This is a genomic window from Nonomuraea sp. NPDC059007 (assembly GCF_042740555.1).
Classification (GTDB): domain Bacteria; phylum Actinomycetota; class Actinomycetes; order Streptosporangiales; family Streptosporangiaceae; genus Nonomuraea.
In genome coordinates this window covers 1-24,757 of the sequence record NZ_JBHYJD010000090.1, presented here as the reverse complement: position 1 = coordinate 24,757, position 24,757 = coordinate 1, and the positions used below count along the sequence as shown (strand labels likewise).

34 protein-coding genes and 2 pseudogenes are annotated in these 24,757 nt (G+C 68.1%); 12 read left to right on the top strand and 24 right to left on the bottom strand.

All coding sequences use genetic code 11. From position 1 onward, the window contains the following. Positions 1-96: 96 nt before the first annotated feature. The 6 genes and pseudogenes from ACFWY5_RS56515 to ACFWY5_RS56490 all read right to left on the bottom strand — a co-directional run bounded on the left by ACFWY5_RS56515 (position 97) and on the right by ACFWY5_RS56490 (position 3,627). Complete coding sequence (locus tag ACFWY5_RS56515) at positions 97-237, bottom strand: hypothetical protein (protein ID WP_379640159.1); 141 nt, start codon at positions 235-237, stop codon at positions 97-99. An 11-nt stretch (positions 238-248) separates the two neighbouring features. Beyond that, positions 249-1,097, bottom strand: coding sequence for a glycosyltransferase (locus ACFWY5_RS56510; protein ID WP_379640161.1), 849 nt, complete (start codon positions 1,095-1,097; stop codon positions 249-251). Then, on the bottom strand, positions 1,037-1,264 hold the full coding sequence (locus ACFWY5_RS56505; RefSeq protein WP_379640163.1) for a hypothetical protein: 228 nt from the start codon (positions 1,262-1,264) through the stop codon (positions 1,037-1,039). Before ACFWY5_RS56505 ends, ACFWY5_RS56510 begins: the two co-directional genes overlap by 61 nt. Before the next feature lie 109 nt (positions 1,265-1,373). Continuing rightward, positions 1,374-1,514, bottom strand: a pseudogene (locus ACFWY5_RS56500) (glycosyltransferase); the annotation flags it as partial. Then, positions 1,511-2,134, bottom strand: a complete 624-nt coding sequence (locus ACFWY5_RS56495) for a TetR family transcriptional regulator (protein ID WP_379640158.1) — start codon at positions 2,132-2,134, stop codon at positions 1,511-1,513. The gene ACFWY5_RS56495 and the pseudogene ACFWY5_RS56500, both read right to left, overlap by 4 nt. 1,076 nt (positions 2,135-3,210) lie before the next feature. Next, complete coding sequence (locus ACFWY5_RS56490) at positions 3,211-3,627, bottom strand: hypothetical protein (RefSeq protein WP_379640157.1); 417 nt, start codon at positions 3,625-3,627, stop codon at positions 3,211-3,213. A gap of 128 nt (positions 3,628-3,755) precedes the next feature. Here ACFWY5_RS56490 and ACFWY5_RS56485 point away from each other — a divergent pair, with 128 nt between their 5' ends. The 8 genes from ACFWY5_RS56485 to ACFWY5_RS56450 all read left to right on the top strand — a co-directional run bounded on the left by ACFWY5_RS56485 (position 3,756) and on the right by ACFWY5_RS56450 (position 8,942). Next, positions 3,756-4,031, top strand: coding sequence for a hypothetical protein (locus ACFWY5_RS56485; protein ID WP_379640156.1), 276 nt, complete (start codon positions 3,756-3,758; stop codon positions 4,029-4,031). Next, on the top strand, positions 4,028-4,372 hold the full coding sequence (locus tag ACFWY5_RS56480) for an FAD-dependent monooxygenase (RefSeq protein ID WP_379640155.1): 345 nt from the start codon (positions 4,028-4,030) through the stop codon (positions 4,370-4,372). Before ACFWY5_RS56485 ends, ACFWY5_RS56480 begins: the two co-directional genes overlap by 4 nt. Then, entirely contained in the window at positions 4,369-4,539 is a 171-nt protein-coding gene (locus ACFWY5_RS56475; protein ID WP_379640154.1) for a hypothetical protein, read from the top strand. Before ACFWY5_RS56480 ends, ACFWY5_RS56475 begins: the two co-directional genes overlap by 4 nt. Positions 4,540-4,878: 339 nt before the next feature. Next, positions 4,879-5,217, top strand: a complete 339-nt coding sequence (locus ACFWY5_RS56470) for a hypothetical protein (RefSeq protein WP_379640153.1) — start codon at positions 4,879-4,881, stop codon at positions 5,215-5,217. Between the two features lie 123 nt (positions 5,218-5,340). Continuing rightward, positions 5,341-6,264 (top strand): ABC transporter ATP-binding protein, encoded by a 924-nt coding sequence (locus tag ACFWY5_RS56465; protein WP_379640152.1) that lies wholly within the window; start codon positions 5,341-5,343, stop codon positions 6,262-6,264. Between the two features lies 1 nt (position 6,265). Continuing rightward, positions 6,266-7,006, top strand: a complete 741-nt coding sequence (locus tag ACFWY5_RS56460) for an ABC transporter permease (protein WP_379640151.1) — start codon at positions 6,266-6,268, stop codon at positions 7,004-7,006. 17 nt (positions 7,007-7,023) lie between these two features. After that, a complete protein-coding gene (locus tag ACFWY5_RS56455; protein ID WP_379640150.1) occupies positions 7,024-8,265 on the top strand; it encodes a sensor histidine kinase in 1,242 nt (413 codons plus the stop codon). Further along, positions 8,262-8,942, top strand: coding sequence for a response regulator (locus ACFWY5_RS56450; RefSeq protein WP_379640149.1), 681 nt, complete (start codon positions 8,262-8,264; stop codon positions 8,940-8,942). Before ACFWY5_RS56455 ends, ACFWY5_RS56450 begins: the two co-directional genes overlap by 4 nt. Before the next feature lie 76 nt (positions 8,943-9,018). Here ACFWY5_RS56450 and ACFWY5_RS56445 read toward each other — a convergent pair whose 3' ends face one another. The 12 genes from ACFWY5_RS56445 to ACFWY5_RS56390 form a co-directional block, all read right to left on the bottom strand. Beyond that, complete coding sequence (locus ACFWY5_RS56445) at positions 9,019-9,297, bottom strand: ABATE domain-containing protein (protein WP_379640160.1); 279 nt, start codon at positions 9,295-9,297, stop codon at positions 9,019-9,021. 1,004 nt (positions 9,298-10,301) lie between these two features. Then, positions 10,302-10,928, bottom strand: a complete 627-nt coding sequence (locus ACFWY5_RS56440) for a hypothetical protein (protein WP_379640148.1) — start codon at positions 10,926-10,928, stop codon at positions 10,302-10,304. 234 nt (positions 10,929-11,162) lie between these two features. Then, positions 11,163-11,693: a helix-turn-helix domain-containing protein gene (locus ACFWY5_RS56435; protein WP_379640147.1), complete on the bottom strand. Its 531-nt coding sequence runs from the start codon at positions 11,691-11,693 to the stop codon at positions 11,163-11,165. 44 nt (positions 11,694-11,737) lie between these two features. Beyond that, positions 11,738-12,493, bottom strand: coding sequence for a PEP/pyruvate-binding domain-containing protein (locus ACFWY5_RS56430; RefSeq protein WP_379640146.1), 756 nt, complete (start codon positions 12,491-12,493; stop codon positions 11,738-11,740). 491 nt (positions 12,494-12,984) lie between these two features. Further along, on the bottom strand, positions 12,985-13,449 hold the full coding sequence (locus tag ACFWY5_RS56425; RefSeq protein ID WP_379640144.1) for a MarR family winged helix-turn-helix transcriptional regulator: 465 nt from the start codon (positions 13,447-13,449) through the stop codon (positions 12,985-12,987). A 14-nt stretch (positions 13,450-13,463) separates the two neighbouring features. Beyond that, on the bottom strand, positions 13,464-13,811 hold the full coding sequence (locus ACFWY5_RS56420) for an STAS domain-containing protein (protein WP_379640143.1): 348 nt from the start codon (positions 13,809-13,811) through the stop codon (positions 13,464-13,466). Between the two features lie 13 nt (positions 13,812-13,824). Next, positions 13,825-14,907, bottom strand: a complete 1,083-nt coding sequence (locus tag ACFWY5_RS56415) for a PP2C family protein-serine/threonine phosphatase (RefSeq protein WP_379640142.1) — start codon at positions 14,905-14,907, stop codon at positions 13,825-13,827. Next, entirely contained in the window at positions 14,904-15,239 is a 336-nt protein-coding gene (locus ACFWY5_RS56410; protein WP_379640141.1) for an STAS domain-containing protein, read from the bottom strand. The genes ACFWY5_RS56415 and ACFWY5_RS56410 overlap by 4 nt, the downstream gene beginning before the upstream one ends. A gap of 155 nt (positions 15,240-15,394) precedes the next feature. Next, positions 15,395-16,549, bottom strand: a complete 1,155-nt coding sequence (locus tag ACFWY5_RS56405; RefSeq protein WP_379640139.1) for an FAD-dependent oxidoreductase — start codon at positions 16,547-16,549, stop codon at positions 15,395-15,397. A 4-nt stretch (positions 16,550-16,553) separates the two neighbouring features. After that, positions 16,554-16,913, bottom strand: a complete 360-nt coding sequence (locus tag ACFWY5_RS56400) for an STAS domain-containing protein (RefSeq protein ID WP_379640138.1) — start codon at positions 16,911-16,913, stop codon at positions 16,554-16,556. A 293-nt stretch (positions 16,914-17,206) separates the two neighbouring features. Further along, the gene (locus ACFWY5_RS56395; RefSeq protein WP_379640137.1) at positions 17,207-17,572 is read right to left on the bottom strand and encodes an STAS domain-containing protein; all 366 of its coding nucleotides are present in this window, start codon (positions 17,570-17,572) and stop codon (positions 17,207-17,209) included. An 82-nt stretch (positions 17,573-17,654) separates the two neighbouring features. Then, positions 17,655-18,167, bottom strand: coding sequence for a hypothetical protein (locus ACFWY5_RS56390; protein ID WP_379640136.1), 513 nt, complete (start codon positions 18,165-18,167; stop codon positions 17,655-17,657). On the opposite strand from ACFWY5_RS56390, the gene ACFWY5_RS56385 reads away from it, so the two are divergent. Beyond that, on the top strand, positions 18,166-19,230 hold the full coding sequence (locus ACFWY5_RS56385) for an integrase core domain-containing protein (protein WP_379640134.1): 1,065 nt from the start codon (positions 18,166-18,168) through the stop codon (positions 19,228-19,230). The two genes, ACFWY5_RS56390 and ACFWY5_RS56385, sit on opposite strands and share 2 nt — an antisense overlap. A 37-nt stretch (positions 19,231-19,267) precedes the next feature. On the opposite strand, the gene ACFWY5_RS56380 is transcribed toward ACFWY5_RS56385, so the two are convergent. Next, the gene (locus ACFWY5_RS56380) at positions 19,268-19,630 is read right to left on the bottom strand and encodes an ArsR/SmtB family transcription factor (protein WP_379640133.1); all 363 of its coding nucleotides are present in this window, start codon (positions 19,628-19,630) and stop codon (positions 19,268-19,270) included. A 54-nt stretch (positions 19,631-19,684) separates the two neighbouring features. Between ACFWY5_RS56380 and ACFWY5_RS56375 the strand changes: the two genes are divergently transcribed. The 3 genes from ACFWY5_RS56375 (at position 19,685) to ACFWY5_RS56365 (ending at position 21,835) form a co-directional block, all read left to right on the top strand. After that, positions 19,685-20,449 (top strand): SDR family NAD(P)-dependent oxidoreductase, encoded by a 765-nt coding sequence (locus ACFWY5_RS56375; RefSeq protein ID WP_379640132.1) that lies wholly within the window; start codon positions 19,685-19,687, stop codon positions 20,447-20,449. A 236-nt stretch (positions 20,450-20,685) separates the two neighbouring features. After that, complete coding sequence (locus tag ACFWY5_RS56370; RefSeq protein WP_379640131.1) at positions 20,686-21,288, top strand: TetR/AcrR family transcriptional regulator; 603 nt, start codon at positions 20,686-20,688, stop codon at positions 21,286-21,288. A gap of 1 nt (position 21,289) precedes the next feature. Continuing rightward, a complete protein-coding gene (locus ACFWY5_RS56365; RefSeq protein WP_379640130.1) occupies positions 21,290-21,835 on the top strand; it encodes a carboxymuconolactone decarboxylase family protein in 546 nt (181 codons plus the stop codon). An 85-nt stretch (positions 21,836-21,920) separates the two neighbouring features. On the opposite strand, the gene ACFWY5_RS56360 is transcribed toward ACFWY5_RS56365, so the two are convergent. The 5 genes and pseudogenes from ACFWY5_RS56360 to ACFWY5_RS56340 form a co-directional block, all read right to left on the bottom strand. Next, positions 21,921-22,346 (bottom strand): DUF1761 domain-containing protein, encoded by a 426-nt coding sequence (locus tag ACFWY5_RS56360; protein ID WP_379640129.1) that lies wholly within the window; start codon positions 22,344-22,346, stop codon positions 21,921-21,923. A 22-nt stretch (positions 22,347-22,368) separates the two neighbouring features. Then, positions 22,369-22,668, bottom strand: a pseudogene (locus ACFWY5_RS56355) (glycosyltransferase); the annotation flags it as partial. A 797-nt stretch (positions 22,669-23,465) separates the two neighbouring features. Then, positions 23,466-24,041 carry a hypothetical protein gene (locus ACFWY5_RS56350; protein ID WP_379627885.1) on the bottom strand — a complete coding sequence of 192 codons (576 nt, stop codon included), beginning with the start codon at positions 24,039-24,041 and terminating at the stop codon, positions 23,466-23,468. Next, positions 24,031-24,408, bottom strand: coding sequence for a hypothetical protein (locus ACFWY5_RS56345; RefSeq protein WP_379627883.1), 378 nt, complete (start codon positions 24,406-24,408; stop codon positions 24,031-24,033). The genes ACFWY5_RS56350 and ACFWY5_RS56345 overlap by 11 nt, the downstream gene beginning before the upstream one ends. Before the next feature lie 11 nt (positions 24,409-24,419). Continuing rightward, positions 24,420-24,757 (bottom strand): hypothetical protein (locus ACFWY5_RS56340; protein WP_379627881.1); only part of this gene is annotated, 338 nt, incomplete at its 5' end.

Sequence of the window (24,757 nt, the reverse complement as noted above, 5' to 3'; positions counted from 1 at the left end):
GCTCCGCTACGCTCCGCGCGTGCTTCCAGTCGGGCCGGGGCCCGACCCCTGTCGGGCCTCGCTCCGCTCGGGCTGTCTTACTTGAGATCCCACCCGTTACCCAGCTGGATGGTCAGCCAGTTGGAGCCCACCCGACACGCTCGGGCCGTCCTTCCTGGGCCCGTCCGTGCTGAGCCCGGCCAGGAAGACGTCCCGGTCGGCGGTCGTGAACAGGTCGGTGATCTGCGGTGCTGACATGGTGATGACTCCTAGCCTGCGAGACCTTCGAGGATCTTGACCGCCCTGCTCACGCCGTCCTCGGTGCGGATGCGCTTGCCGAGTGCCGCCGCCTGACCGGCCATGACCTGGTCGGTGACCGCCCGGCGGATGGCGGCGGCCAGCGCGTCCGGGGTGAGACGACGCGGGGGCTGCGGCTCGGAGGCGACGCCCGCGGCGTGCATGCGGGCGGCCCAGAAGGGTTGATCGGCGACGAACGGGCAGACCACCTGAGGCCGGCCGGAGGCCAAAGTGGCCGCGGTGGTGCCGCTGCCACCGTGGTGCACAACCGCCGCCATCCGCGGCAACAGCCAGTCGTGCGGCGCCTGCTCCAACGCGAACACCTGCTCCGGCACTTCATCGACGGCGATACCGCCCCAGCCGGAGGCCAGCACGGCCCGCACGCCCGCCTGCCTCACCGCGTCGGCCACGATGCGGCCCAGGCGCTGCGGATCGGTGCCCGCCATGCTGCCGAAGCCGATGTAAACCGGTGGCTCGCCTGCCTCCAGGAAGCGCACCAGATCGGCTGGCGGGTTCCAATCGGGCGCGGCGGGCGGGAACCAGAACCCGGTCGTATGCACCCAGGCCGGATAGTCCAGTTCTGAGGGCAGCACCAGGGGGCTGAACCCGTGCAGCACGGTCGCCGGAGCGCCGTCCGGGCGGCGCAGGATGTCGTGCCGTCCCCGCCGTCGCGCCAGGCCGAGTCGTTCGGCGCGCATCGTGTCGGCGATGCCGCCGAACGAGCGCAGCATCAGCTTGATCGCCGCATACGAGGCGCGGTTCAGCGCCTTGGGCAGCGGGAGTGGCAGCATCGGGTTGCGGAAGGCGGCGTCGGCACCCACACCGGCTGCAGCGCGGCCGGCACGGCGGGCACCCCCAGCTTCTCGGCGAAATGATGGGCTGGGATACCCGGCGCGTGCACCACCACGTCGGCGCCGTCCTGAGCGATGGTCGCCATATCGTCGAAGACCTTGGCCATCAGCGGCTTGCTGCGCCGCATCACCTGCAACGCGATCTTCTTGCCGTGCAGCCCCCGGTAGTTGGTCTCGATCGCCGCACGGATGTCCAGGTCGTCGATCAGCGTGTTCGGCCCGTCGTCGACGGGGCGCGAACGCTATGCCGTACGGCTGCGCCAGCGAGGCCATCGCGGCCGGCGCGCCCAGCACCACCATATGCCCCGCCCGCTGCAGAGCCAGGGCAAGCCCCGCATACGGCTGCACATCGCCACGGGTGCCGTGCGTCAGAATGAGGACCTTCATCGCGCCTTCCTGACGGCATCCCAGGCGGCCAGCGCCCGGTCGTCGGCGAACACACCACGGGTGAAGATCTCGATGGCCGCCCGCGAAAAGCGCAGCGTGGCATCCATCTCGTGCACGTCCTCCACGTCGAGCACGCGCGCCAGGTGCCGGCCGAAGGCCAGCGGCGCCAGCAGCCACGTCACGTAGATGGCGGCCCGCGCCCGCGGATCGTCGCTGGGGTGAACCCACCCCTCGTCCACCCCGCCCTCCAGCCACCGCCCTGTCGAAGCAACGATCTCGTCGAACAGCGCGGCCGCATCCGGCGTGCCGTCCAGCAGCGCTCTGGCCAGGTACCGGCGCACCGGCGCACCGGCCTCAAGGCTGGCCGCCAGCCCGGCGGTGTCGCCCAGATCAACACCATCCGGGCCACCGCGCACCAGCGAGACCACATAGGCGTCACACGCCTGGCGCAACCCCTCCTTGGAACCGAAGTGATGAAGCACCAGCGCGGGCGACACGCCCGCCTGCGCAGCGATCGTGCGCACGCTCACCCGGTTGACCCCCTCCGCACCGAACAGTTCCAGCGCGGCGTCCCGGATACGGGCGCGACCCGTCAAATCATCTGAACGCATGGACAGCATGCTAAACAAACGTTCAGCCTGAGGAAGGGTTGGAGCCCGTCAAGAACGCGTCAACACGCTCACAGGCAAGGGCCGACCGACGCTCAAAGGCACTTGCTCTATGACGTCCGGCAAAGCCGGTCGAGACAGGAGACAAGCGCGGAAGCGTCCGGCCGCCTCCCTGATGGATGGCCCCGACCGTCGGTTACACCTTGCCCAGGGCCGGGCTGCAGCGGCTCACGGCCTCCATGAGGGTGACCGCCTGACGCTACACTCGCCCACCGTCGCCAGAAACGACCTGATCAACGCGTAACCGGGGCCATCCGATGTCGAAGGAGCCAGAGCTCGACGGCGGCGTCCGGCTTCGTTGGCGCGTCCGACCAGGGTAAAGGCGCGCACGGACCCACGCTCAGCCGCCCTTGCCGTACCGACGCGACACACCCGGCCGCGTGCTCCACGCTCCCGCCACCGCCGTTATAGCCATGAACTGTGCAGGTCGCGGCTTCGGACGAGGGGGCCGACCATCCGCACACCGGGGGCAAGAACGTCTGCGTCCAAGATTCGCCTACCGGCCGCTCTTGCCCCCACCACCTACGTCACCAGGCGTAACCCGCGATCAGGCGGGAAGCACCCACCCATGGACGTGCTCCCAGCCGGGCACCGGGCCAGTTCGGCGGACTCACCCGCCTGCGCGTCACCTTGACCGTCACCCCGTCTGGCGCCATCGTCGGCCTGGCGGGCGAACTCGACGAGTTCATTGCCGCATTACTGGTCAATCTGGCGGCGTCACCACCGCCCACCTTTCCACTGCATACACCCAGCTCCGCCAGCGAATGGCAGCTACCGTTACTGGGGCTGCTCTGCTCCTCCCTGGCTCTCGATCACGAAGGCCATGGGCTGGTCTCTATCACCCAGGCGGTGCGGATTACGCGTGGGGTGCTATCGCAGCCGAACTGGTTGCCGACTATCAGCCATGGCCACGACGGAGGATCTCAGTTGGATCGAATACGCTCCCAGAGAACCCTCCTGCCACCGGCGACCACCGTTGTAAGGCCGAGGCTCGCGGGTGCGGGAAGGGTAAATCAGTGAGGGGCTCCTCACTCCCGCGACGTGAGCCTCATGCCTGCCAGCATATGGGGATACCTCTTTATCATCGCGAGGAATCCGCCGCATGCCATCAGTATCAACAGTCCAGTCGCTGCGGCTTCAACGAGCGCTTGTTGATGCGATGTTGGAGCCTTAACGACCGCGCCAGTATCGCGATGCAACCACATCGTGAAAGTCGTGCCAGATTCGGTTCCGGGCGGCGCGATCACCATCAACTTCGTTCGTTCGCCGCCGTTGGTGATCCTGTGCGCCTCAAACAGCATTGAGGACGGGCGGAAGGCGTGGCCGCCGCTCGTTGCGAGGAGCGGCACCTCGTTGAGGAGTGTTACCTGTACAGAATGCAAGGTTGAGTTTTCTTCAACTACGCGAGCATGTGCCCTCACGTGGGCTAGGAGCGCCATGATCACGGCAAGAGCGGCACCTACAGTCCAGATGGCAACCATCCAATGCCTGGACCGTGTCTTGTCCCTGGGCATACCTACCCCCGTGAGGCTCGGCATCATCTGTGAAGCCGACCAGACTTCCCGGCACACCCTTGACCCCACAGTATCAAGCTGGCCAGCGGAGGCGGACGGGAGACGTCCGCTCCGGGCTCCTGACACGGTCCAAGGGCCGTAGGACGTTCGGGCCGGACGCCGCGCACGAGTGCGAGAACACCCGCCGCCGCGTCCTCGACATCACCCGTCGCGGCCTCGACCTGGTCGGCCCGGACGGCGAGCGAGCCGCCCGCATCCGTCAGGCACAGGCCACCTTCACCTGGATGGCCGAGGTGTTCGACAACGCCCCGCCCCTGGACCAGGAGCAGGCATGACCGGCCGCGCCATCGTGATCGGCGCCGGCATCGGCGGTATGGCCGCCGCCCTGGCCCTGCACCGCATCGGCTGGCGGGCCACCGTGCTCGAACGCGCACCCGAACTGGGCGAGATCGGCGCGGGCATGTCCCAGGCTCCCAACGCCCTGCGCGCCCTCGACGAGCTCGGCGTCGGCGAGCAGGCCCGCCAGGTGGGCGTGTCCACGTTCGCCGCCGCCAATCTGCGCACCGCCAACGGCCGTCACCTGCAGCGTGCAACCGACGCTGGACCGGACACGTGCAGCGGCTGCTCGACCGGTAGCGCCGACATGAGCCCAGGAGGCACGGCAGGCAGCACGTGAACACCGGTGACCTGCCGCTGGCGCTGGCGCTGACCGCCGGCATGGTGGCGGCGTTCAATCCGTGCGGCTTCGCCCTGCTGCCCGCCTACCTCACCCTGCTGGTCACCGACGCCGAGGGCGGCCGAGGTGGTCCGCTGGCCAGGGCGTTGTTGTCGTCGGGACCATGACCGCGGGAATCGTCACAGTCTTCGGCCTGTTCGGGCTGGGCATCACCGCCCTGGCCACCTCGGTGGGCAGGTATCTGCCATGGGCGACGCTCGTCATCGGCGCCCTGTTGATCGGACTCGGCCTGTGGCTGCTTAGTGGCCGGGAAATACTTCTGCGCCTACCTGGGCTGGCCATCGGCCGGCCCGGCAGCTCACCGCTGTCGCTGTACGGTTACGGCTTGTCGTACGCGGTGGCATCGCTGTCGTGCACCGGGGCCCTTCCTTGCCGTCACCTCGGCCTCCCTGTCCGGCGCCGGACACCTGGGCGGCGCGGCGGCCGTCGCCGCCTACGCGTTCGGCATGGGTCTGGTCGTGGCTGCCCTGTCCCTGTTGGTGGCGCTGGCGCGGGCGGCTGCCGCGACCAGCCTCCGACGGCTGCTGCCCCATGTCTCCAGGGCCAGCGGTGGCTTGCTCCTCCTGGCCGGGATGTACGTCGTGTACCACGGCTGGTACGAACTGCGCGTGTTCGCTGATGGGGCCATCGATGACCCCGTAGTCGGCGCCGCCATCGCCGTACTGGGCGTCCTGGTGAACTGGGTGTCAGCCGTCGGCACAGGATGGATCGTCCTGCCGGCTTCGGGCGCGACCCTCCTGGACATGAGGCGACGACGGCGCATCCGCATGCCAGGCCGAAGCTGAAACCCGAGCTACCCGAAGCACCGGTACGTGGCTGTCTGGGCGAGCATCATCCGATCGGTGGATGGCGGAAAGGAGCGCAATGGCCGATGGTCCCGGTCAATGCGCGGCGACAATGCTGTCTTCATGTCCATCGTTGAAGTTCAGGGTTTGAGCAAGTCCTACGGTGCCAGGTTCGCGGTCGATGACGTCAGCTTCGCCGTGGCCGAGGGCGAGATCTTCGGCATTCTTGGCCCGAACGGGGCCGGGAAGACCACTGCCGTGGAATGCGTGGAGGGTTTACGGCTGCCAGACGTCGGCACGATCCGGGTCGCCGGATTCGACCCGATCCGCGAGCACGACAAGGTGACCCGGATTCTTGGGGTGCAACTGCAGGAAAGCGAACTGCAATCCAAATTGACCGTGCGTGAGGCACTGGAGATGTACAGCGCGTTCTATGAGAATCCGGCCGATTGGCGGTCGCTCGTGGAACGCCTGGACCTGGAGGATCAGCTGGGGCAGCGGTTCGGCAGACTGTCCGGCGGCCAGAAGCAGCGGCTGTTCATCGCGCTCAGTCTGGTGGGAAACCCGAGGGTCGTCGTGTTCGACGAGCTGACCGCGGCGCTCGATCCTCGTGCGCGTCGTGAGAGCTGGCAGCTGGTCCGCGACATCAACAGCTCCGGTGTCACGATCATGCTGGTGACGCATTTCATGGAGGACGCCCAGTCGCTGTGCGATCGTGTCGCGGTCTTCGACAAAGGCAAGATCGTGGCGCTTGACTCTCCGGACGGGCTGATCAGGAGTTCGGACAGCTCGGTCGTGATGTCGTTCCGGCCGTCGAAGCCGCTGCCGGAGCACGAGCTGGAGTCATTGCCGGGCGTGGTCTCGGTCGTGCACGAGGGGCCGAAGCTGGTCATCAAGGGCACGGACGACACGGTCGACGCCGTGACGTCCCTGCTGGCTCGCGAACATGTCACGGCGCACAGGCTGCGCGTAGTCGAGGCCACCCTGGACGACGCGTTTCTGCGCATCACCGCAAAGACCGGCACAGCGCCGAAGGGAGAGTCCTGACATGTCCGCGTCCTCCGCCGTACTGAAGGCCGAGACCAGGCTGTTCGTGCGTGAGCCCGGTTCGCTGTTCTGGGTGCTGGCCTTTCCGTCGCTGCTGCTGCTCGGATTCGGCCTCATCCCGCGCTACCAGGAGGTGGATCCGGGACTTGGCGGCTACCGGATCATCGACTTCTATGTGCCGAGCGTCGTGCTCGTCGCCCTCATCACGGCGAGCCTGCTGTCTATGCCGAGCGCCCTGACCACCTATCGGGAGCGCGGCATCCTGCGCCGGATGCGCACGACCCCGGCCCGGCCGTACCACCTGCTGATCGCGCAGATGGTCCTGAACGCGGGCGCCGCGGTGCTCGGCGCCGTGCTGGCCGTCGCCGTCGGGCGCATCGTCTGGGGCATCGCGCTGCCGCAGCACCCCGGCGCCTACCTGGTGACCCTGTTGCTGTCGGCGTTGTCTGGACTGGCGCTGGGTGCCGTGATCACGGCGCTCGCCCGGACGGTGAAGGCGGCCCAGGCGATCGGGCTGGCGGTGTTCTTCCCCGCGATGTTCGCGGCCGGGATCTACGTTCCAATCCGGGCGCTGCCTGAGGCCGTGCTGCGCGTCATCGAGCTGCTTCCGTACGGCGCGGCCGCGCAAGCCTTGAACCAGGCCGCGAGCGGCAGTTGGCCGCTGTGGACCCACCTGGCCGTGCTCGCACTGTGGACGGTCGTGCTCATGGCCATCGCGGCGCGCTGGTTCCGCTGGGAATGATCAGGCATGGTGGGCCCATGAGTGACGTGCCCGGGTCGGAAGCGGGATGGTCCCGGTTCGTGCGATGGGGACCGTACGGGCTGCTCGCTCTCAGCGCGGTCGCCGTCGCGGCGACCGCGCCGGTGCTGATGACACGCACAGAGGTCTATCTGGCGGCGGCGCTCACTGCGGGCGCCCTGGGCTGGCAACTGGTGTGGGGCACCAGGTTGTCGCGCGAGCTGTCGCACGACGCCTGGTATTTCGCCGTTCGCAGCGCGCTCGCTTTCGCCTTGTGCTGGCTCAACCCGTTCTTCTCGATCTTCGCCCTGATGGGCTACTTCGACGCCGGCCGGCACCTGCCCCGCTCCTGGCGGCGGTGGGGACTGCTCGGCACGGCGATGACCCTGGCCGTCTCCCAGTCCTTCATGCCGGACGGACCGCCGCCGGACAACCTCGCCGACATGGTCCTGTTCTCGGTGCTGTTCGCGCTGCACGCCATGCTCGCGCTCGTACTCGACCGGCTCAACGACCGGGACGCGCAGAAGCGGCAAAGGCAGGAGGCGGTCATTGAGGAGCTCGAGATCGCCAACACACGACTGGCCCGCGCCCTTGAGCAGAACGCCGCGCTCCAAGCCAAGCTCGTGGCGCAGGCCAGAGACGCCGGGGTCGCGGCCGAGCGCCGACGCTTGGCCGCTGACCTGCACGACACCATGGTGCAGGGGCTGGTCGGCGTCATCACGCAGCTCCAGGCCGCTCTCGACACCGATGGCCCCGCCTCGCGGGTGCGTATGGAAAGGGCCGTCGCGCTGGCCAGGTACAGCCTCGGCGAAGCGCGCCGGTCAGTGCACGACCTCATTCCCGGCTCGCTGGAGAATCGGACGCTGCCGGAGGCGCTCAGCGAGACGGTCGAGCGCTGGTCTGCCACGTCGACGGCACGGCTGGACCTCACGGTGGTCGGTACCGTGGAACCCCTGCACGATGAGATCGAGTCGACCCTGTTGCGAATCACCGAGGAGGCGCTGAGCAACGTGGCCAAACACGCGAACGCGGGCCGGGTCGGCGTCACCCTGGCCTACATCGACGACGAAGTGACGCTGGACGTGCGCGACAATGGCCGAGGCTTCGACCCCGGCCGCGCGCCGCAGCCGTCCGACCAGGGCGGTTTCGGGCTGGACGGCATGCAGGTACGTGCCAGGCGGGTCGGCGGCGTCGTCGGCATCGAGTCGGAGCCGGGCGGCGGCACCGCGATCTCGGCCCGTGTGCCGCTGGTCCGCCGATGACACGCGACCCCAAGCCGATCACGCTGCTCCTCGTCGACGATCATCCGGTGGTGCGAGACGGATTGCACGGTATGTTCGCCACATCCTCCGACTTCGAGGTGCTCGGTGAGGCGTCCGGCGGTGAAGAAGCGGTAGAACTCGCCCAGCGCCTCGATCCCGACGTCGTCCTCATGGACCTGCGCATGCCGGGCGGTGGCGGGGTGGCCGCCATCCGTGAGCTGACCCGGCGCGCTCTGCGCTGCCGGGTACTGGTGCTGACTACCTACGACACCGACGCCGACGTCATTCCCGCGATCAAGGCCGGGGCGACCGGGTACCTGCTGAAGGCCGCGCTGCGCGACGAGCTGTTCGAAGCGGTACGGGCGGCCGCGGAAAGCCGCACCGTGTTCTCGCCGTCCATCGCCCCGCGCCTGTTCTCGGAAGTACGCACGCCCATCGCCCGTTCGGAAGGTGGAGACCGGCCCCTGAGCTCCCGCGAATGCGACGTCCTCGCACTGGTCGCCAAAGGCACCACCAACCGGGAGATCGCCAGAGCACTGTTCATCAGCGAGGCCACGGTGAAGACCCACCTGACCCACCTGTACGCCAAGCTGGACGTCACCGACCGGGCCGCCGCGGTGGCGGCAGCGTACGAACGCGGAATCCTGAGCGCACGGCCATCTCCGCGGGACAGCTGAGCCGCAGCTACTCAGCGGCGTGACGGGCGTTGTCGTGGCGGGCGGCGCGGGCCCGGTTGCCGCAGGCGGCCGAGCATCATTCGCGACGGTGGCGGTCTTTGATGAAGAAGAGCACGCAGCCCGGTGCGTGGCAGGCGTGTAGGCAGACCGGCGCGGGGCCGGTGAACAGTTCGACGGCCTGCTGGGCGATGGCGGACAACACGGTGGGTACGGTCGGTGCAGAGCTGTGCGGATGCGCGAGGGGTGCCGCGTCCCAGCTCAGTTCGCGCCAGTGGAAGGCGGCTCTGGCGTGCTTGCTGACGGCCTCGACCACGTCCGGGTTGGGCGGGGTTCCGGTGGTCGCCGCGGTGGCCAGGGCGCGGAAGCCGTCGCGGAGCTCGCGGGCTGCGGACAGGTCGGCCGCGGTGGGGTGGCAGCGGGAGCGGGAGCCGTTCGCGAACGGCGTCGAGCCAGGCGGCGAGCCCCTCGACGGTCTGAAGACCGTCCTGGAGCCGGCCGCGCACGACGTAGGTGGCGTTGGCGAGTTCGATGGGCGGTGGCTCGCCGATGATGGGGGCGCTCACGGTGATGAGACCTGCCGCAGCCGCTGGCTTTCGCGCTCCAGTTCGGCGATCCCGGTCAGTGGTGGTTGGGCCGGCGACGGTGCGATCACGTGCGCTGTGCTCGCGCAGATGCCGGGTCAGGGCGGCGCTGCCGTAGGCCCGGTCAGCCAGTGCCCAGCCGCGGGCATCGGCCAGCAGACCCGGCGCCACCGTGATGTCGTCATAGATGCGCACGCGCACCGGCGGCTTCCTGTTGCACGTGGAGTCGAGCGTGGTCAGCAGTTCCTTGAACTTCCCGCTCGGCTTGCGCACCTGCTCCAGGAAGGCGGGCGTGAACAGTTCGGCCGACTTCTGCGGTAGCGCCTGGGCGATCCGCGTGGGCTGGTGGTGGCCTGCGAAGAACGTCTCGACCTGCTTGTCGTACGGCGCGCGGAGCGCCTGAGAGGACAAGTCGTACATCCCGTTGGACCGATCGGCGGTGAAGGCGAAGTAGGCCAGGGACAACGAGGCCATGCGCACCTTGTCACCGACAGACCCACAAAAGCACTCCGATTGAACGGCCCGGCCACCGGCGTCAGTGCGCCGAGCCGGAATAGAAGTCCTCACCCTGCTGCAGGGTACGCTCCACCATCATCGTGGCCGGCCCGCCCTGGGAGAACCTGCTGATCAGCACCCGCCGATCCAGCGAGCACCCCCCGCGGGCCCGCGAAGCTCCGCGGGCCCGCAACGTGTCCACCGGCGCCGACACCGTCGCACGCGGGTTGCCGTAGGGATGGTGACCAGGCCCGACCCTCAACCGTCCGAGATGGTCCGGCGCCTACCGGGTGTGGCTGCCGTCGTGGAGCCACAGGCGCAGGCCTCTGCCGTGTGACCAGGCCCGGTTGATGCGGGTGATGGTGGTCAGATACGCCTCGTATTCACTGGGGGTGAAGACGGTGTCCGCAGCGGGGCCCTTAGAGGACAGCAAACGCTGCAGCAACTCTGTATCGGGAGTATCGGCCAGGTTCAGCAGAGCGGCGAGCCGGGCGCTGTCGGCCGCCAGGTCGCCGTGGGTGAACAGATCACAGTCCTGAAGCCCTTCGGCGACCATGTCCCCGGCACCGCGATCGTTGAGCGCCATGGCGGTCGCGGAGAGGACATCAAGATCGTCTTGGCGGACGACGGCTGCGCGCAATGGCAGGCACTCATGCCCATCCGGAGACACCATCCGGCTGGTATGTCCCGTCGTGACGGCGTATTCGCCCTGGGTGAGCGCCACGTTCGTCCAGATTCGGCGCAGTGCCCGTAAAGCGACCTTGCCCGCGAGGAGGGTGGGCAGGGGGCTGGTGTTGTCTTCACTGTTGTCCTCCCATGCCGCGTAGGTGCGCAGAAGTTCGACCAAGCGGGAGAGCACGTGAAGGATCTCGGTGTCGAGGTCGGGCAGCAGGACCGTCCGAGTGATCATCCCAGGAACCTCGTGTCGTCGCAGGCGCACTGACGTGGCGTTGACAGGAGCCGGCGCTGTCGAGGGGCGCACGGTCTCGTCGATGAACCGCAGGGGCAGGCGGTGGGTACCAGCGGCCCAGCCGCCCAGGGCTCCGGTTTGCATGGGCGGCCCCTCAGCGGAATCGGCCAACGTGCAATCGAAGGTGGGCGTGAGGGACTGGGGCGGGTGGGGCGCCATCGGCCCGTCGGCTGGCTATAGTTGCGCACCCGGAGCCTTTTCGCTCGGAACTACATCTGAAGCGCTTCGTATGGGACGCGCTGCCGGTCTGCTGGGGCATCGGCTCTGCGTCTCAGGCGGCTCGTCTATCGATGATCCGGCAGGCTTCTCCCGGTGCGGCGCCAGGCCGCGAGCCCGCCAGATCCGGGATATGGTGCTCGCCGACATCCCCATCGCCTCGCCCATCGACCGTGTTGACCAGCGGATGTCGTGATCCGGGGTGGTCTGCACCGTTGCCTTGATCACTGCGTCGACCAGATCTGGGGGGATGGTCCGTGGCCTGCCCGGCCGGGGCTGGTCGCGCAGCCCATTCAGGCGGTGGCTCAGGAATCGTGTCCGCCACTTGGTCACGGTGGCGCGCGAGATGTGCATCTGCGTGGCGACGGCGGTGTTGGTGTGGCCTTCGGCGCAGGCCAGCACGATCTGGGCGCGTAGCGCCATCGGCTCCGGCGTGGGGCTGCGGATCCAGCCGTCGAGTGTCTGGCGTTCCTGCTCCGTCAGGTTCAAGGGCGCAAGTTTCGTAGTCGACATGTCGTCCCCAAATGAAGCGGTCACGAAGGTCGGTGCGTTTCGCCGGCGGCGGGTGGTGCGGAGAACAAGGCGCTGATCGGTCGTGACCGCAACATCCACGGCACGCCCTTGTCGTCGAGAGCCCACTCGATGTCTTGCGGGGTGCCGATGTACTGGTGCAGGCGCAGTCCGGCCTGGCGGAGCTCTTCAAGCTGCCGTTGGGTGAGAAAGCCCTTGTCGGGTTGAGCGGCCGGGACGTGGTGGCTGAGAACGTGATGCTCAGGCATGACGGTGTTCTTGTCGATGGCGGTATCCAGCCCTGGTGCCGCGTCGATGGCCATCTCGGTCCGGCAGCCCGTCAAGGGGTTGGCGGTGAAGATCACACCTGCGGCGGCCGGGTCGATCATGCGCTGAACTACGACCGCCATCGCGGCCCCGGCAACTTCCCTCACCGGACGGCAGGTGGTGGCGTGTTGATCGCGCATAGATTCCCGGCAGCGGCCGATCGCGTCCAAGAGCGGCCCTGCGCCTTCGACGTTGAAATAGGCGCTCTGCTGCCTGGGCATACCCGTCTCGGGGTGATGTGCGATGGCGCTGGAGCGGACGGCCACCTTGCCGCCGCCGAGCCGGTCATAGGCTTGCACCAGGTCGGCTTCAGGAAGACGCTGCGCCCAGGCGGTCAGGCAGAAGCCATCCGGGACGCGCACACCGGAGCTGATCATTGCACCGAGTACGGCGGCCTTACCACCCACCCGATCGATCATCGACGAGTCGATCTCCGCCAGACGGATCAGCATAGGTGCCTCCGGGACGGTCCGCTGGATCGTTGCCGACCAGACTTCCCGGCGCACCAGGGTCCACCGTAGCAGATCCTTGCTCTATGCAAACGTTGCACGGATCCATCGCGGCTCGCACCCGGATCAAGCCCGCAGCCCAGAGTCTGTGAGTCATGGCGTTGACGGCTTCGATCGTCGGGGTCCTACAGCCGACGGCCAGGCGAGCGAGACGGGCACCTTCCCAGCCCTGCCAGTTCGCCGACCTCGACCAGCAGGTGCGATGCCTTCGAGCCGACCTGCTCCCAGCCTGTCCGCGGCGGCGGGGTAGCGCAGGTACTCGTAGCCGACCGGGTTGAACGCGTGGCGTTGCCACCGCAAGCCGATCGCCCTCCCCACGTGGAGTATCACAGGTGTACGGACAGCGATAGAGCAGGCGGCGCACCGCGTGGGTGGAGCACGCAGGCCGTTCAGCCGGAGAAATGAGCTCCGTCGGCTTCGATGGAGAGGGTGGGTCAGGGCCAGCCGAGGGGGTGGGTGGTGTCGACGAGGGGTTCACCGGCGGCCTCGTTGAAGGCGGCCATGGCTTCGATCAGCGCCCGGCGGTGCTGCGAAGGCATCCGGGAGACGATCGAATCGATCTCCTCACGGCGCCGGGTGGTGACCTCGTCGACGAGGCGGCGCCCGTCGGCGGTGAGGCGCATCAGGGTTTCGCGGCGGTTGTCGGGGTTGACTTCGCGGATGATGAGCCCGGCGGTGGCAAGTCGGTCGGCCATGCGCATGGCGGTAGAGGAGTTGACGTCCAGCAGTTCGGCGATCGTGACGAGCTTGGTTTCGCCGTGGCCGGACAGCACGACCAGCATGCGGAACTGGGGCAGTGTCACCCGCTCTTCGACCGCTGCCAGGGAGCGGGCGGCGATGCCGACCAGCACGCGTGAGCCGGTCAGCACGGCTGAGGTGACCTGATCGAGCTCGTGCATGAGCTCTTTCTATCTCATCCCAGGCATGAGATGGCTTCCTGGGTCGTCGGGAAGATCTGGAAACGCGTGTGCAGCCCGGTGATGGACAGGAGCCTTGCCAGCCGACCATCGACCGCTGCCAGCGACATGCTCCCGCCTGCCGATTCGGCCAGGGATAGACCGCTCAGCAGCACCGACAGTCCGCTGGAGTCGCAGAAGACGAGCTCTGCGGTGTCGATCACCAGGATGGGCGACGGGAACTCGGCCAGCACCACGACCAGGCAATCGCGCAGTGACGGCGCCACCTGCATGTCCAGCTCGCCGCGCAGACCGATGACGGCCACGGTGCCGTGGTATTCGATGTCGATGGTGAAGGTCTCCATGATGGCTTGTTCCTCAGTAGCCTTGACGTCGCAGGAGCAGCATGGCCGCGTCGTCGGCCAGCGGTCCGCCGGCGTGCTCGAGCAGGTCTTCGCGCAGCGCGTCGAGCGCGTGCTGGGGATCGGCGCCGCGCAGCGGGCTCAGCCGTTCGGCCAGCGGGTAGAACTCCCCGGTGGCGTTACGCGTCTCGATCACGCCGTCGGTGTAGAAGAGGATCTGGTCCTGCTCGCCGAAACCGCAGATGTGCGGCTTGGGCGTGGCAGGGGCCAGGGAGCCCAGCCCAAGGGGCAGGCTCTCCTCCGGTGGCACGATCCCGGCGACTGTCCCGTCCCGGCGTAGCATGAGCGGGGCGGGATGGCCGCAGTTGAGCAGAGTGATCTCGCCGTCGGAGACCTCGGCCAGGATGGCTGTGACGAAGGACTCCGCGCCGAGGTGACGGGTGAGGGTGGTCTCCAGGCGCTGGGCGACGCCGATCAGGTCGGGCTGGTCGTAGGCGGCTTCACGGAAGGCGCCGAGTACCCACGCGGCGGTTTCGACGGCTTGCAGGCCCTTTCCCTGCACGTCGCCGACGATCAACCGGACTCCGGCGGGGGTGGTGACCACCTCGTAGAGGTCGCCCCCGATACGGGCCTCCGCGGCGGCGGAGGTGTAGGACAGGGCCAGCTGGAGGTCGCCGGCCCGTCGCGGCACCGGTCGCAGCAGCACCCGCTGGGCGGCCTCGGCAACAAGCTTGAGGTTGGCCAGCTCCCGCTCCCGCCGTAGCCGCAGGTGGCTGGCGAGCATGCTGGCGCCGGTAGCACTGACGATGGTGGCGATCGTGAGGTTGTTCTGCCACTTCAGCAGCGTCCCGTTGTAGGCGGCCAGCGGGATGCAAGCGGCCAGCGCCAGAGCGCCGAAGGCGGCGGTACGGCGCACGGTGCCGGTGACGCAGGCGAACGTGGGCCCCAGGGTGAGTAGCGGCAGAAAGCCCAGCGAGGGGCCGGCGATCAGGTCGCATGCCGCAACGGCTGCCAGGACGGCGAAGGGCAGGCCGCGCAGCACAGTCTGGGATCGTGCCTGGCCGCGCCTGCGCCGCTTGGAGATCGCCAAGGTGATCAACCTCGTCTCATCAGGGCCATGGCCTGGTCGACGGTGGCGGCCGGATCCAAGTCGGCGATCGATGGGAAGCCCACGGCGACCAATCGTCCGCTACTGGAGCGGGCATGCTCCGCTGCCGAGAGAAGGAGATCGGTTCCGGCTGCGTCGACCACGTGCAGGTACCTGCCATCCAGCACGAGGTAGGGCGGGATCCTGGCCAACTCCTTGCTCAGCGATCGGCCCAGGGCTGCCAGGGTGTCCTCGGTGAGCGCCCCGGCCAGGGCAAGGATGGTGACGCGGCCGAGGGCCCTGGTCTCGATGAACAGGCGCGGCTTGGCGCGAGGTGAGCGCATGTCCTAGTCGTCGGTCGGCGGAGGCGTAGAGCACGGATGGCAGATCATCGTCAAGCCCCTCGTCTCCTGGCGTGGCCCATTGGGAGGTGACCAGATTGACCGGCACCCCTCTTTCCACCGTAACGGACTATTGCTCAATGCAACAGTTGGCCTCATTACCGGGGAGAGCGAGCTGTTAGGGTTTGGCTGCCGGGGCTGAGGGCGTTCATCAGCAGCCGGTCCAGTCCAGGCAGGGACGCGGCACGCAGCAGCCAGTCGCGTGCCAGGATGCGGGCCGAGCTCGCCGGGGCCATCCATTTGACGAAGGAGCGGCCGAAGCGCTGAACGTCGGTGATGCGTGGGCGCATGCGTGCCTCGTAGCGGGGCAGGGCTTGCTCGACCTTCCCGGAGCGCAGCTCGTCGGCGAGGGTCCAGGCGGCGGCCATGGCCATGGAGGCGCCGTGTCCGGCGAACAGCGACACGGCCTGGCAGCTGTCGCCCAGCAAGACCACGCGGTCAGAGCTCCACCTGTCCATTTCGACCTGGGTGACCTGGTCGTAGTAGAGCTCTCTCGTGCCGGGCAGTAGCCACAGGGCACGGGGGACGATCCAGCCCAGGTCGCCGTAGACGTCTGTCAGGAACTGGTGGGGATCGGCGGGCAGGGCAGAGCCGGCGGCACGGTGCAGGAAGAGCAGGGCCACTCGCTCGTCGTCCAGCGCATAGGCGCCGACCATCCGGCCCGGCGAGGTGAGCATCCTGTAGCGGCGCCCGACCCGGCCGCACAGTGCGGAGTCGGTCAGGACGCAGGCAGCCGCATGATGCTCCAGATAGCGCAGGAACCGCTGCTGCGGGCCGAAGGCCAGCTCACGGACCCTGGAGTGGGCGCCGTCGGCGCCGACCAGAAGATCGACCATCCGGTGCTCCCCGTCGGTCAGCTCGACCTCGACCTCGCCGTCGTGTGGTGAGAGGGCCGCGACGCTCGTGCCGTACCGGACGGGGGAGCGCACCTCATCGCGGATGGCCCCCGCCAGATCGCCGCGCAGCAGGCTGACCACCTCGCGGAAGCCTTGGGGCAGGTCGATGCCGCTGGTGCGTCGGCCGTCCCGGTCAACGTAGGTCAGGCCGTCGATCGGCTGGCGCAGTTCGTGCAGCCGGGGTGCGAGGCCCATCTGTTCGGCGACGTCGTAGCCGGGCCCGTAGAAGTCGATCATGTAGCCGCCGGAGCGGAAGGCAGGAGCCTTTTCGACCACCTCTACCTGCCATCCGGCGCGTTCGAGCTGCCAGGCCAGCGTGAGCCCGGCGATCCCGGCACCGCAGATCAGAGCCTTCATGCGATCAGCCTCCGTGGAGTTCGCCGATGGCGTCGGCAAGCGTTGAGCGGACTGCGAGGACTTCGTTCAGGTTGCGGCGGGTGAAGGTGGCCTGGAGCAGGTCGCCCGCTCCGGCGACGAGCATGCGGCCGCGCAGGTGGCCGGCGTGGCGGGCGGCGGCGGTCAGGACCGTGAGGCCGTACGAGTCCACGGATCTGACGCTCTGCACGTGCACGATGAGGTTCGGCGGATGGTGGGTGGACAGGCCGTAGGAAAGCCGCGCCTGGAGCTCGGGGACGTTGTCGTAGCCGAGGGCTCCGGACAGGTGGAGGATGACGCAGGCGCCTTCTCGGGAGAAGTCGGCTTGGAGGGCGTTTGCTGGCATGCGCGTCCTCGACATCGCTGGACATCACGACTGCCGACCAGGCTTCCCGGCGCACCTCGCCCCACTCTAGCAGATCATTGCATAGTGCAACTTTCTTGCGGTTGCCGTGGTGTCGATCGAGCCGCTGAGGCGACCCGACCAGCGCGACCTCAATCATCAGCGCCCAAAGGGTGGTCGCGGTGACCAGAAGCCCGGCAGTTCTCGCGCTGATGGGCTTGAGTGAGCATGGCGCGAACAGGGATGGAGCCGCGGCGAAGGCTGACGCCGCCACCCCCGACCGTCGTGGGCCGAGGCTACGCGGCAGCGGCGAGTTCGGCGAGAGCGTCGGTGAGGGTGCTGCGCCTTTCCAACTCGGTTCGGGCGGGAAGGCCGGCCGCCGTTCCCGTCACCAGAAGCTGGCCGCCACACGCTCGGGCGTGGTCGGTCGCTCCTAGCAGAATGGCCAGGCCACCGGCATCAAGATCATGGAGGCTTTCGAGGTCCACGATGATGAGCGGGGGCTGACTCGCAGTCAGTGCCGCCACCAGCGAGCGGTGGAGCGTGCGCGGGTTGCGGGCGGTGAGCGAGCCGGCCAGACCCAGCACCATCACCCCGGCGTGCGAGCGTGATTTAACGGAGAACTCCGGGTCTGAGTGTCGCGCCGGCACTCTGGCGATCATGCGGTACGCCTCCTGGGAGGTCGGGACTTGACCGCCGACCAGACTTCCCGGCACACCTAAATACAGTTTAACAAATTATTGCTCAATGCAAGAGTTGGCGGCTCCGGAAAGAGCCGGAGCTTCGACGAGGCGCCATCGACATGCTCGATCGGGCCACCGCAGGGCCGAGGCCGATCTGGGCCGCGCACAACCTTGCTAGAGCAACGGTTCTGTTACGCTCGTCGAAGGTGAGCCGGGAAGTCTGGTCGGCATTCGAGTGTGTGACCCTGATCAATGAGGTGTCGGCGAATGCTTTCCTTTCTTCGATTTGCGCGGTAGCGGGATGCCGCTGCGCGGTTCGCGAGTATCGAATCTGTCCGTGAAAGGCCGTCAGCGAGGTCTCGTCTCGATTCTTGCTCTCGCCGGATCCCTCACCCAGGACACCGTGACGACCTTGGCGCCTTTCCTGATCAAGGCGCTGTCCCGGATGCCGCCCCTGATCGTGGTCGATGTCCGCGAGCTGGTGGTTCTCGATCGTGTGGGTGCCCGAAACTCGGCCGTGGGGGCTGACCTGGGGTTTGCCGTTCCCGTTCTGGCGGGCATGATCGCTGTTCATGGCGCTGTGGCTGCTTTATCTGATCTTCGTCCGGCTCGTGGGTTGGGTGGTGCTGCTGGCTCGCTCGCAGAGGTCGAAGGACGCGGAGATTCTGGTTTTGCGTCATCAGCTCGCGGTGTTGCGTCGGCAGGTGGCGAGGCCGCGGCCGTCGTGGGCGGATCGGGCGGTGATCAGCGCGCTGGCGCGGCTGCTGTCCCCAGTCGGTCGTCGGCAGTTGTTCGTGACACCGGGCACGCTGCTGCGCTGGCACGCCGATCTGGTACGGCGGCGCTGGACAGTCAAACGCCGTAGCCAGGGTCGGCCACCCACCCGCGCCTCCATCCGGACCTTGGTCCTTCGTCTGGCCCGGGAGAATCCGCTGTGGGGTTATCGGCGGATCGCCGGGGAACTGGCTGCTCTGGGCTACCGGGCGGGAGCTTCCACGGTGTGGCTGATCTTGAAGAAGGCCGGCATCGACCCGGCGCCGCGACGCGCGGGACCGACTTGGAGTGAGTTCCTGCGGGCTCAAGCTATGGGGATCTTGGCGTGCGACTTCTTCCACTGCGACACTGTGCTGTTCAAACGCCTGTATGGCTTGGTGGTCATGGAGATCGGTATCCGCCGGGTGCACGTGCTCGGTGTCACCGAGCATCCGACCGGGCCGTGGGTTGCGCAGCAGGCCAGGAACCTGATGATTGAGCTGGGGGACAGGGCGGAGGGGTTCAGGTTCCTCATCCACGACCGGGATACCAAGTTCACCACGATGTTCGACGACGTCTTCACGGCCGAGGGCATCCGCATCATCAAGACACCACCGCGCGCTCCGCGCGCCAACGCGTTCGCCGAACGCTGGATCGGCGGCCTGCGCCGAGAACTCCTCGATCGGATCCTCATCGTCAACGCCCGCCACTTACGACGCGTGCTGGCTACCTACGAGACTCACTTCAATGAGCATCGCCCACATCGCTCCCTGGGCCAGGCCGCTCCGCTGCGAGCCCTTCCTGACCCTGCTGAGGGTGATATCAAGGTCATCCGACGTGACCGCCTCGGCGGGCTGATCCACGAATACGCGCAGGTCGCATAGGGTGGCCGAGTTCTTGGCACCCACACGGTTGCGCCTGCTACGCCGAGCTCGGTGGCGGCGTGGCGTCCTTCAGGCTGACCTGGTGGCCGATGTTCTCCTCTTCGGCCGCGGCCAGCACCGCCTGCAGCAGCCCGGGGAAGCGGGCCTGCACCTCCTGCCGCCGCAGGATCACAAAGCATCGGGTGCCCTCCTGGCGGGTACGGGTCAGCCCGGCATCCCGCAGCGCGCGCAGGTGATGGCTGAGGGTGGACTTGGCCACCGGCGCCTGCAGTTCGCCCCAGCCGCGTTCACGGCCGTCGGCCAGGACCCGTACCAACCCCACCCGGATCGGGTCGCTGAGGGCGGCCATCACCCCGGTCAGCCCGATCTCGCCTGCGTCGGGGTGGTGCGCTTGCCTCATCTGCCCATGCTAGCTTGTTCGATGTTTCACGAACATCGAACGAAAGGTAGTGTCGTGACGACTCCGCCCACCGGCCCCCTTCAGGACCAGGTCGTGATCGTGACCGGTGCCGGATCCGGGATCGGCCGCGCCAGCGCGCTGGCCTTCGCCCGCGCCGGAGCGCACGTGCTAGCCGTGGGCCGTCGCGCCGAGGCCCTGCGGCACAGCGCCGCCCAACATCGCGGCATCGCCGTCTTGCCGGCCGACATCACCGCCATCGGCGCCGCGCAGGCAGTGATCGACGCGGCGACCCAACGCTGGGGACGCGTGGATGTGCTGGTCAACAACGCTGGCGCCACCGCCGTCATGCCCCTGGCCGACACCACCGCCCAGCGGATCAGCGATCTGTTCGCGCTCAACGTCACCGCGCCCAGCCTGCTTGCCCGCGCCGCGCTGCCGCACCTGCGCGCCGGCCGTGGCGCGATCGTCAACGTCTCCAGCACCTACGGCCATCGGCCGCTGCCCGGCGCCGCTCACTACGCCGCGTCCAAAGCCGCCCTCGAACAGCTGACCCGCAGTTGGGCGCTGGAACTGGCCGCCGACGGCGTCCGGGTCAACGCCCTGGCTCCTGGCCCTACCGAGAGCGAGGCGCTGAGCGCCGCCGGCCTGCCCGACGCCGTCGTCGAGCAGATCAAGCAGGACGAGAGCGCCCGCATCCCCCTGGGCCGTCGCGGCACTCCCGAAGAGGTCGCCGCGTGGATCGTCCACCTCGCCGACCCCGCCGCTCCCTGGATCACCGGCCAGGTCCTCACCGTAGACGGCGGCCTGGAACTCACCTGAAAGCGCTACGACGCTCGCTCCGATGCCGCCCAGCGGTCCGAGAACGCGATGTTTCTGGTAGCCGGTCACACCCGCCGCTGCCCCGACACCCCCGATCGCGCGAGCGTGTCGCGCGATTCACCGCCGCCCCGGCCTCCCTGCCAGGAATCGTCCTCGTCGAAGTCTTCCTCGTCGCGTTCTTCGTCGATAACCCCTGCTATCTTGGAACAGTCATTCCAAGATAAGGGGGTGGAGCCGTGCCCGACATCAAGCATTTCGACCCCGACGCGGCGCTGGACCGGGTCGTCAACCTGTTCTGGCAGCGGGGAGCCGACAACGCCGCCATCGCCGAGGTCGTGAGCGTGACCGGGCTGAGCAGATCCAGCCTGTATGCCACCTTTGGCGGCAAAGACCAGCTGTATGCCGCCGCGCTGCACCGCTACCTGGAGCGGCACTCACGCCCGCTCTTCGCCGCCCTGGCCGCCGACCGCCGCGGCCTGCCGGCGATCACCGACTTCTTCCACCGCCTGGTCCAGGCGCGCTGCACGGGTGAGCATGCCCGCTGGGGCTGCCTGATCTCCAACGCCCACACCAGCGCCCACACCAGCGCGGGGCGTGACCTTCCCGAGGTGCGGCAGGCGCTGGAGGCTCACCACCGTGACCTGCGAGCGGCGATGCGCTCTGCCCTGGAGGCCGGGAGCGTGAGAGACGGGCTCGACCTGGAAGCCGCCGCCAAGATGCTGACGCTGCTGGCCTACGGGGTCAACCTGCGCTCGCGCGCGGGCGCCGACCCGCAGGAACTGCTCGCCGGCGTCGAAGCCGCACTTTCCCCCCTTGAACCCCCGATGAAGGAGAACTGAGATGGATTTCCGCCTCTACGACGAGAGCGACGCCCCCGAGGCCGCCCGCCCCCAGCTGGAAGCGGCCAAGAAGCGGATGGGCTTCATCACCACGCTCAACGGCGTGATGGCCGAATCGCCGGAGCTGCTGGCCGGCTACAACGCGCTGGCCGAGCAGTTCGGCAAGTCCTCGCTGCCGTTGCGGGCCAAGCAGGTTGTGCTGATCACCGCGAGCGTGGAGAACGGCTGCGAGTACTGCGTCGCCGCGCACTCCACCCTCGCGCTCAAGGCCCGGGTGCCCGCCGAGGTGGTCGAGGCGCTGCGCGCGGGCAAGCCGCTGCAGGACTCCGAGCTGGAGGCGGTGCGCCGGCTGACCCAGCTCGTCGTCGCCCGGCGAGGCTGGGTGGAGGATGCCGAGATCGAGGCGTTCCTGGCCGCCGGCTACACCCGCCGCCACGTGTTCGACGTCGTCTTGGGAGTGGGGATGAAGACGCTGTCGAACTACACCAACCACATCGCTCACACCCCGCTCGATCCCGCCTGGCAAGACCAGGAGTGGACCCGCTAACCAGCGCGCTCAGCCGCGTTCGACCAAGACCTTCCTCGCGACGCGGGTGGTGTTGATGGCTCGCGGCCGTGCCGGCTTGCCAGTGCTACTGCAGCAACCCGACGGCCAGGGCCATGCCCGAGAACAAGGTCAGCTGATACGCGCTGTTGATCACAGTGAGCAGCGCCGGCTTCTGCTCGAAGGCGTTGTGCTGCGTCAGGGTGGTCAGCGAGAACCCCAGCCAGGTCGCGAATCCGACGGCCAGATCGAGCCAGAGCGGGTCGCCGCCGAACCAGCTCGCCACGATGGAGCACGCGGCGGTCAGCACCAGCGCCGTGAGGAGGATCGAGGCCAGGAGGACGGCGAACGGGCGCTTTCCGGCCCGCTTGGAGTCCTCCTGGGATATCCCGGTCAGCTTCCGCCAGATAGTGCCGAAGAGCCCCCAGTCGGCGTACCACACCCAGGCGATCGCCATCCCGACCACGAACGCCGGCCAGCTGATCGAGCGCGAACGCCAGGCTCGCCAGGTCACCTGCCGTGAACGGGGTACCGGCGTGTCCCAGGGGCTCCGCCACTCCGGCAATGTTGGAATAGGCGACGGGGAGGCCGTGGGTCTGCGCCTCGATGGCCACCAGGCCGAACGCCTCCGAGCCGGAGATCGTGAAAACAAAGGCATCGAACCCGGACAGACGCTGCCACAGTTCCTGGCGGGGCAGGAACGGCGCAAACGCCACCCGGTCCCGGACACCGAGGGAGCGGATCCGCTCGCGAAGCGCTTTCTCCTCGGGACCCGTGCCGATGATGGTCAGCCGGTGCGGCTGACCCCAACTGGCCTCATCACGCAGGCAATCCACTCGCCGATTGGCCCTGTCAATGGCCTGTGAGCTCTCCCCGCGTCACCGGCGCCTTGAGACACCTGCTGCCACTACATGCTTCCTTGACCGAACAGGGCTCCGCGTGTTTCAAGATCACTTTGCGGATAGCGGGCGGCGGAAGATGATCACGAAAATTTGGCCAACACCGCAGCTCAGCGCCGATAGCCCCTGCACATAGGGACCCCGCCTGGCGGGCGAATGAGGAAGCCAGGCGGGGCGTTGAAGCAAGGGTAACCATCGTGCCCAGTCCCGTAGCCGTTGTGCCGGTGCGTCAACACGATCACGTACCCGCACTCGTGCGGCGGAGTCGTCCACGACCACCACCCCTCGGCCCGCCCTGGACTTCTTCCCGGCCACCCGGCCCGCTCGTCCGTCACAGGCCCACCCACCGCAGGGACGTGCACAGGCCCACACACGCGAAAGAGTCCACCCCGGCAGGCGTCCGGGGTGGACTCTTTCGCGTGTGGGCAAGCCGGGCGGGAGGGCAGGCAACCGCCTCCCCTCTCCTCAGGGGATGTGACGGGTCAGACGCGCCAACCCCCGCCGCAGCCAAGCAACCAGACGGCGGACACGGCCGCCCTCGCTCGCGGGCTGGCCGGGCAGGCCGGGCAGCGGCGGGAAGCGGCGGGAAGCAGGTGGCGCACTGGTCGTTGGGGCGGGCGCGTAGGCATCCGTCCAGGCCGCACCAGTGGGGGCCTGGGCAGGTGTGGCGTGGTTTGGGGTTCATGATCATATTGTGCGGTTGTGTCGCGAGGCCGGGGGTTCGTGCGGGGTGCTCAGCCAGACGGGTCGGGGTCGTCGCGTTGGACGGCTTGAGCCCATGCGCGCTCGGGGACGGCGGGGATGTCGAGCCGGGCGGTGAGGCGGTTGAAGTCCTCGCGCGGGACGTCGTTGGCGGCCAGTTCGCGCAGGCGGGCCCGCCACAGGTCGGTGAACCAGACGTCTGGGAAATCGGGCGGCGGCTCGGTGTCGGAGTCGGGCAGCAGCTCGCGTAGCCAGGGCTCCCAGAAGTCCGCAGTGTCGTGAGGCCGGGGCCGGGTGACATCGATGAGGAGTTCGTAGAAGGTGCCTGTGCGGCGGCTCATCTCGACGGCCAGCAACGCGTGATCAGCTTGCCTCTTGAGGTTGGCCAGCGCGGCGATGGTGACGCGATCTTGCCCCCATGTGGTGACCGGGATTTCGGGAAGATCGAGGATCTCGGCGGCGTCGGTGAGTTCGTCGAAGGTGACGCCGTGGCGCGCGAGGTAGTCGAAACACTTCTGCCAGTGCTCGCTGGACCAGACGCCGAGGGGTGGGCGGTTGTCGGGGTCGTAGTCGGGCAGAAGCATGGCCTTGATCGAGTTATCGGCCATAGCGGTGGACCTTCCCGGCAGGCAGGGAACGAGGGTTGGGCGGTGGATCGAGTGATTCGTCGGGTGCGGCAAGCCGCTCGGCGGTGACCGGGGTCGTCTCGAAGTCCAGGCCGAATCTGAGGATGCGCAGGACCGCGCAGCAGACCAGCGACACGTTGCGGGGCCCCCAGGCGTCGGAGGGGATCGGGTCGAGGCCGAGTTTGACGGCGAGGTAGTTGAGGCTGCCAAAGCTCACGCCGATGGTGGCCAGCAGCCGGAATCGTTCCTGCCAGAGCGGGGTGTACCAGACATCCGGGAACACGGTGTCAGGGTCGGGGAACAACAGTGCTTTGAGCTCGGCAAAGTCGGAGTCTACGTGCGAAGGCATGCCCGAGGCTCCTACGGTCGTGACGCCAGGCGACGGAACTGATCGCGAGCCCGTTGGACGAGCGGCACGAGCAAGCCACCCAGGGTGAGCAGGTAACAGGCGGTGATCACGACCAGGGCCGGCAGAGGAATGGGCCCGACAATGACCCGCCACGCGAGGACAGCCACGAAGATCAGAACGTTGACGGACAGGAAGATGCGCAGCTCACGGGCCACGAGCACGAATCCGGCGAGGAGGAAGGCGAGAACGCGGGCGGCTCGGCGCTTGCTGTGGGGCATGGGCATGTCTCCTGATGTGGTGGTGGCTTGGTTGCGGAGAGGGGTCTGCGGGCGGCGGGGTGCTGTCACGC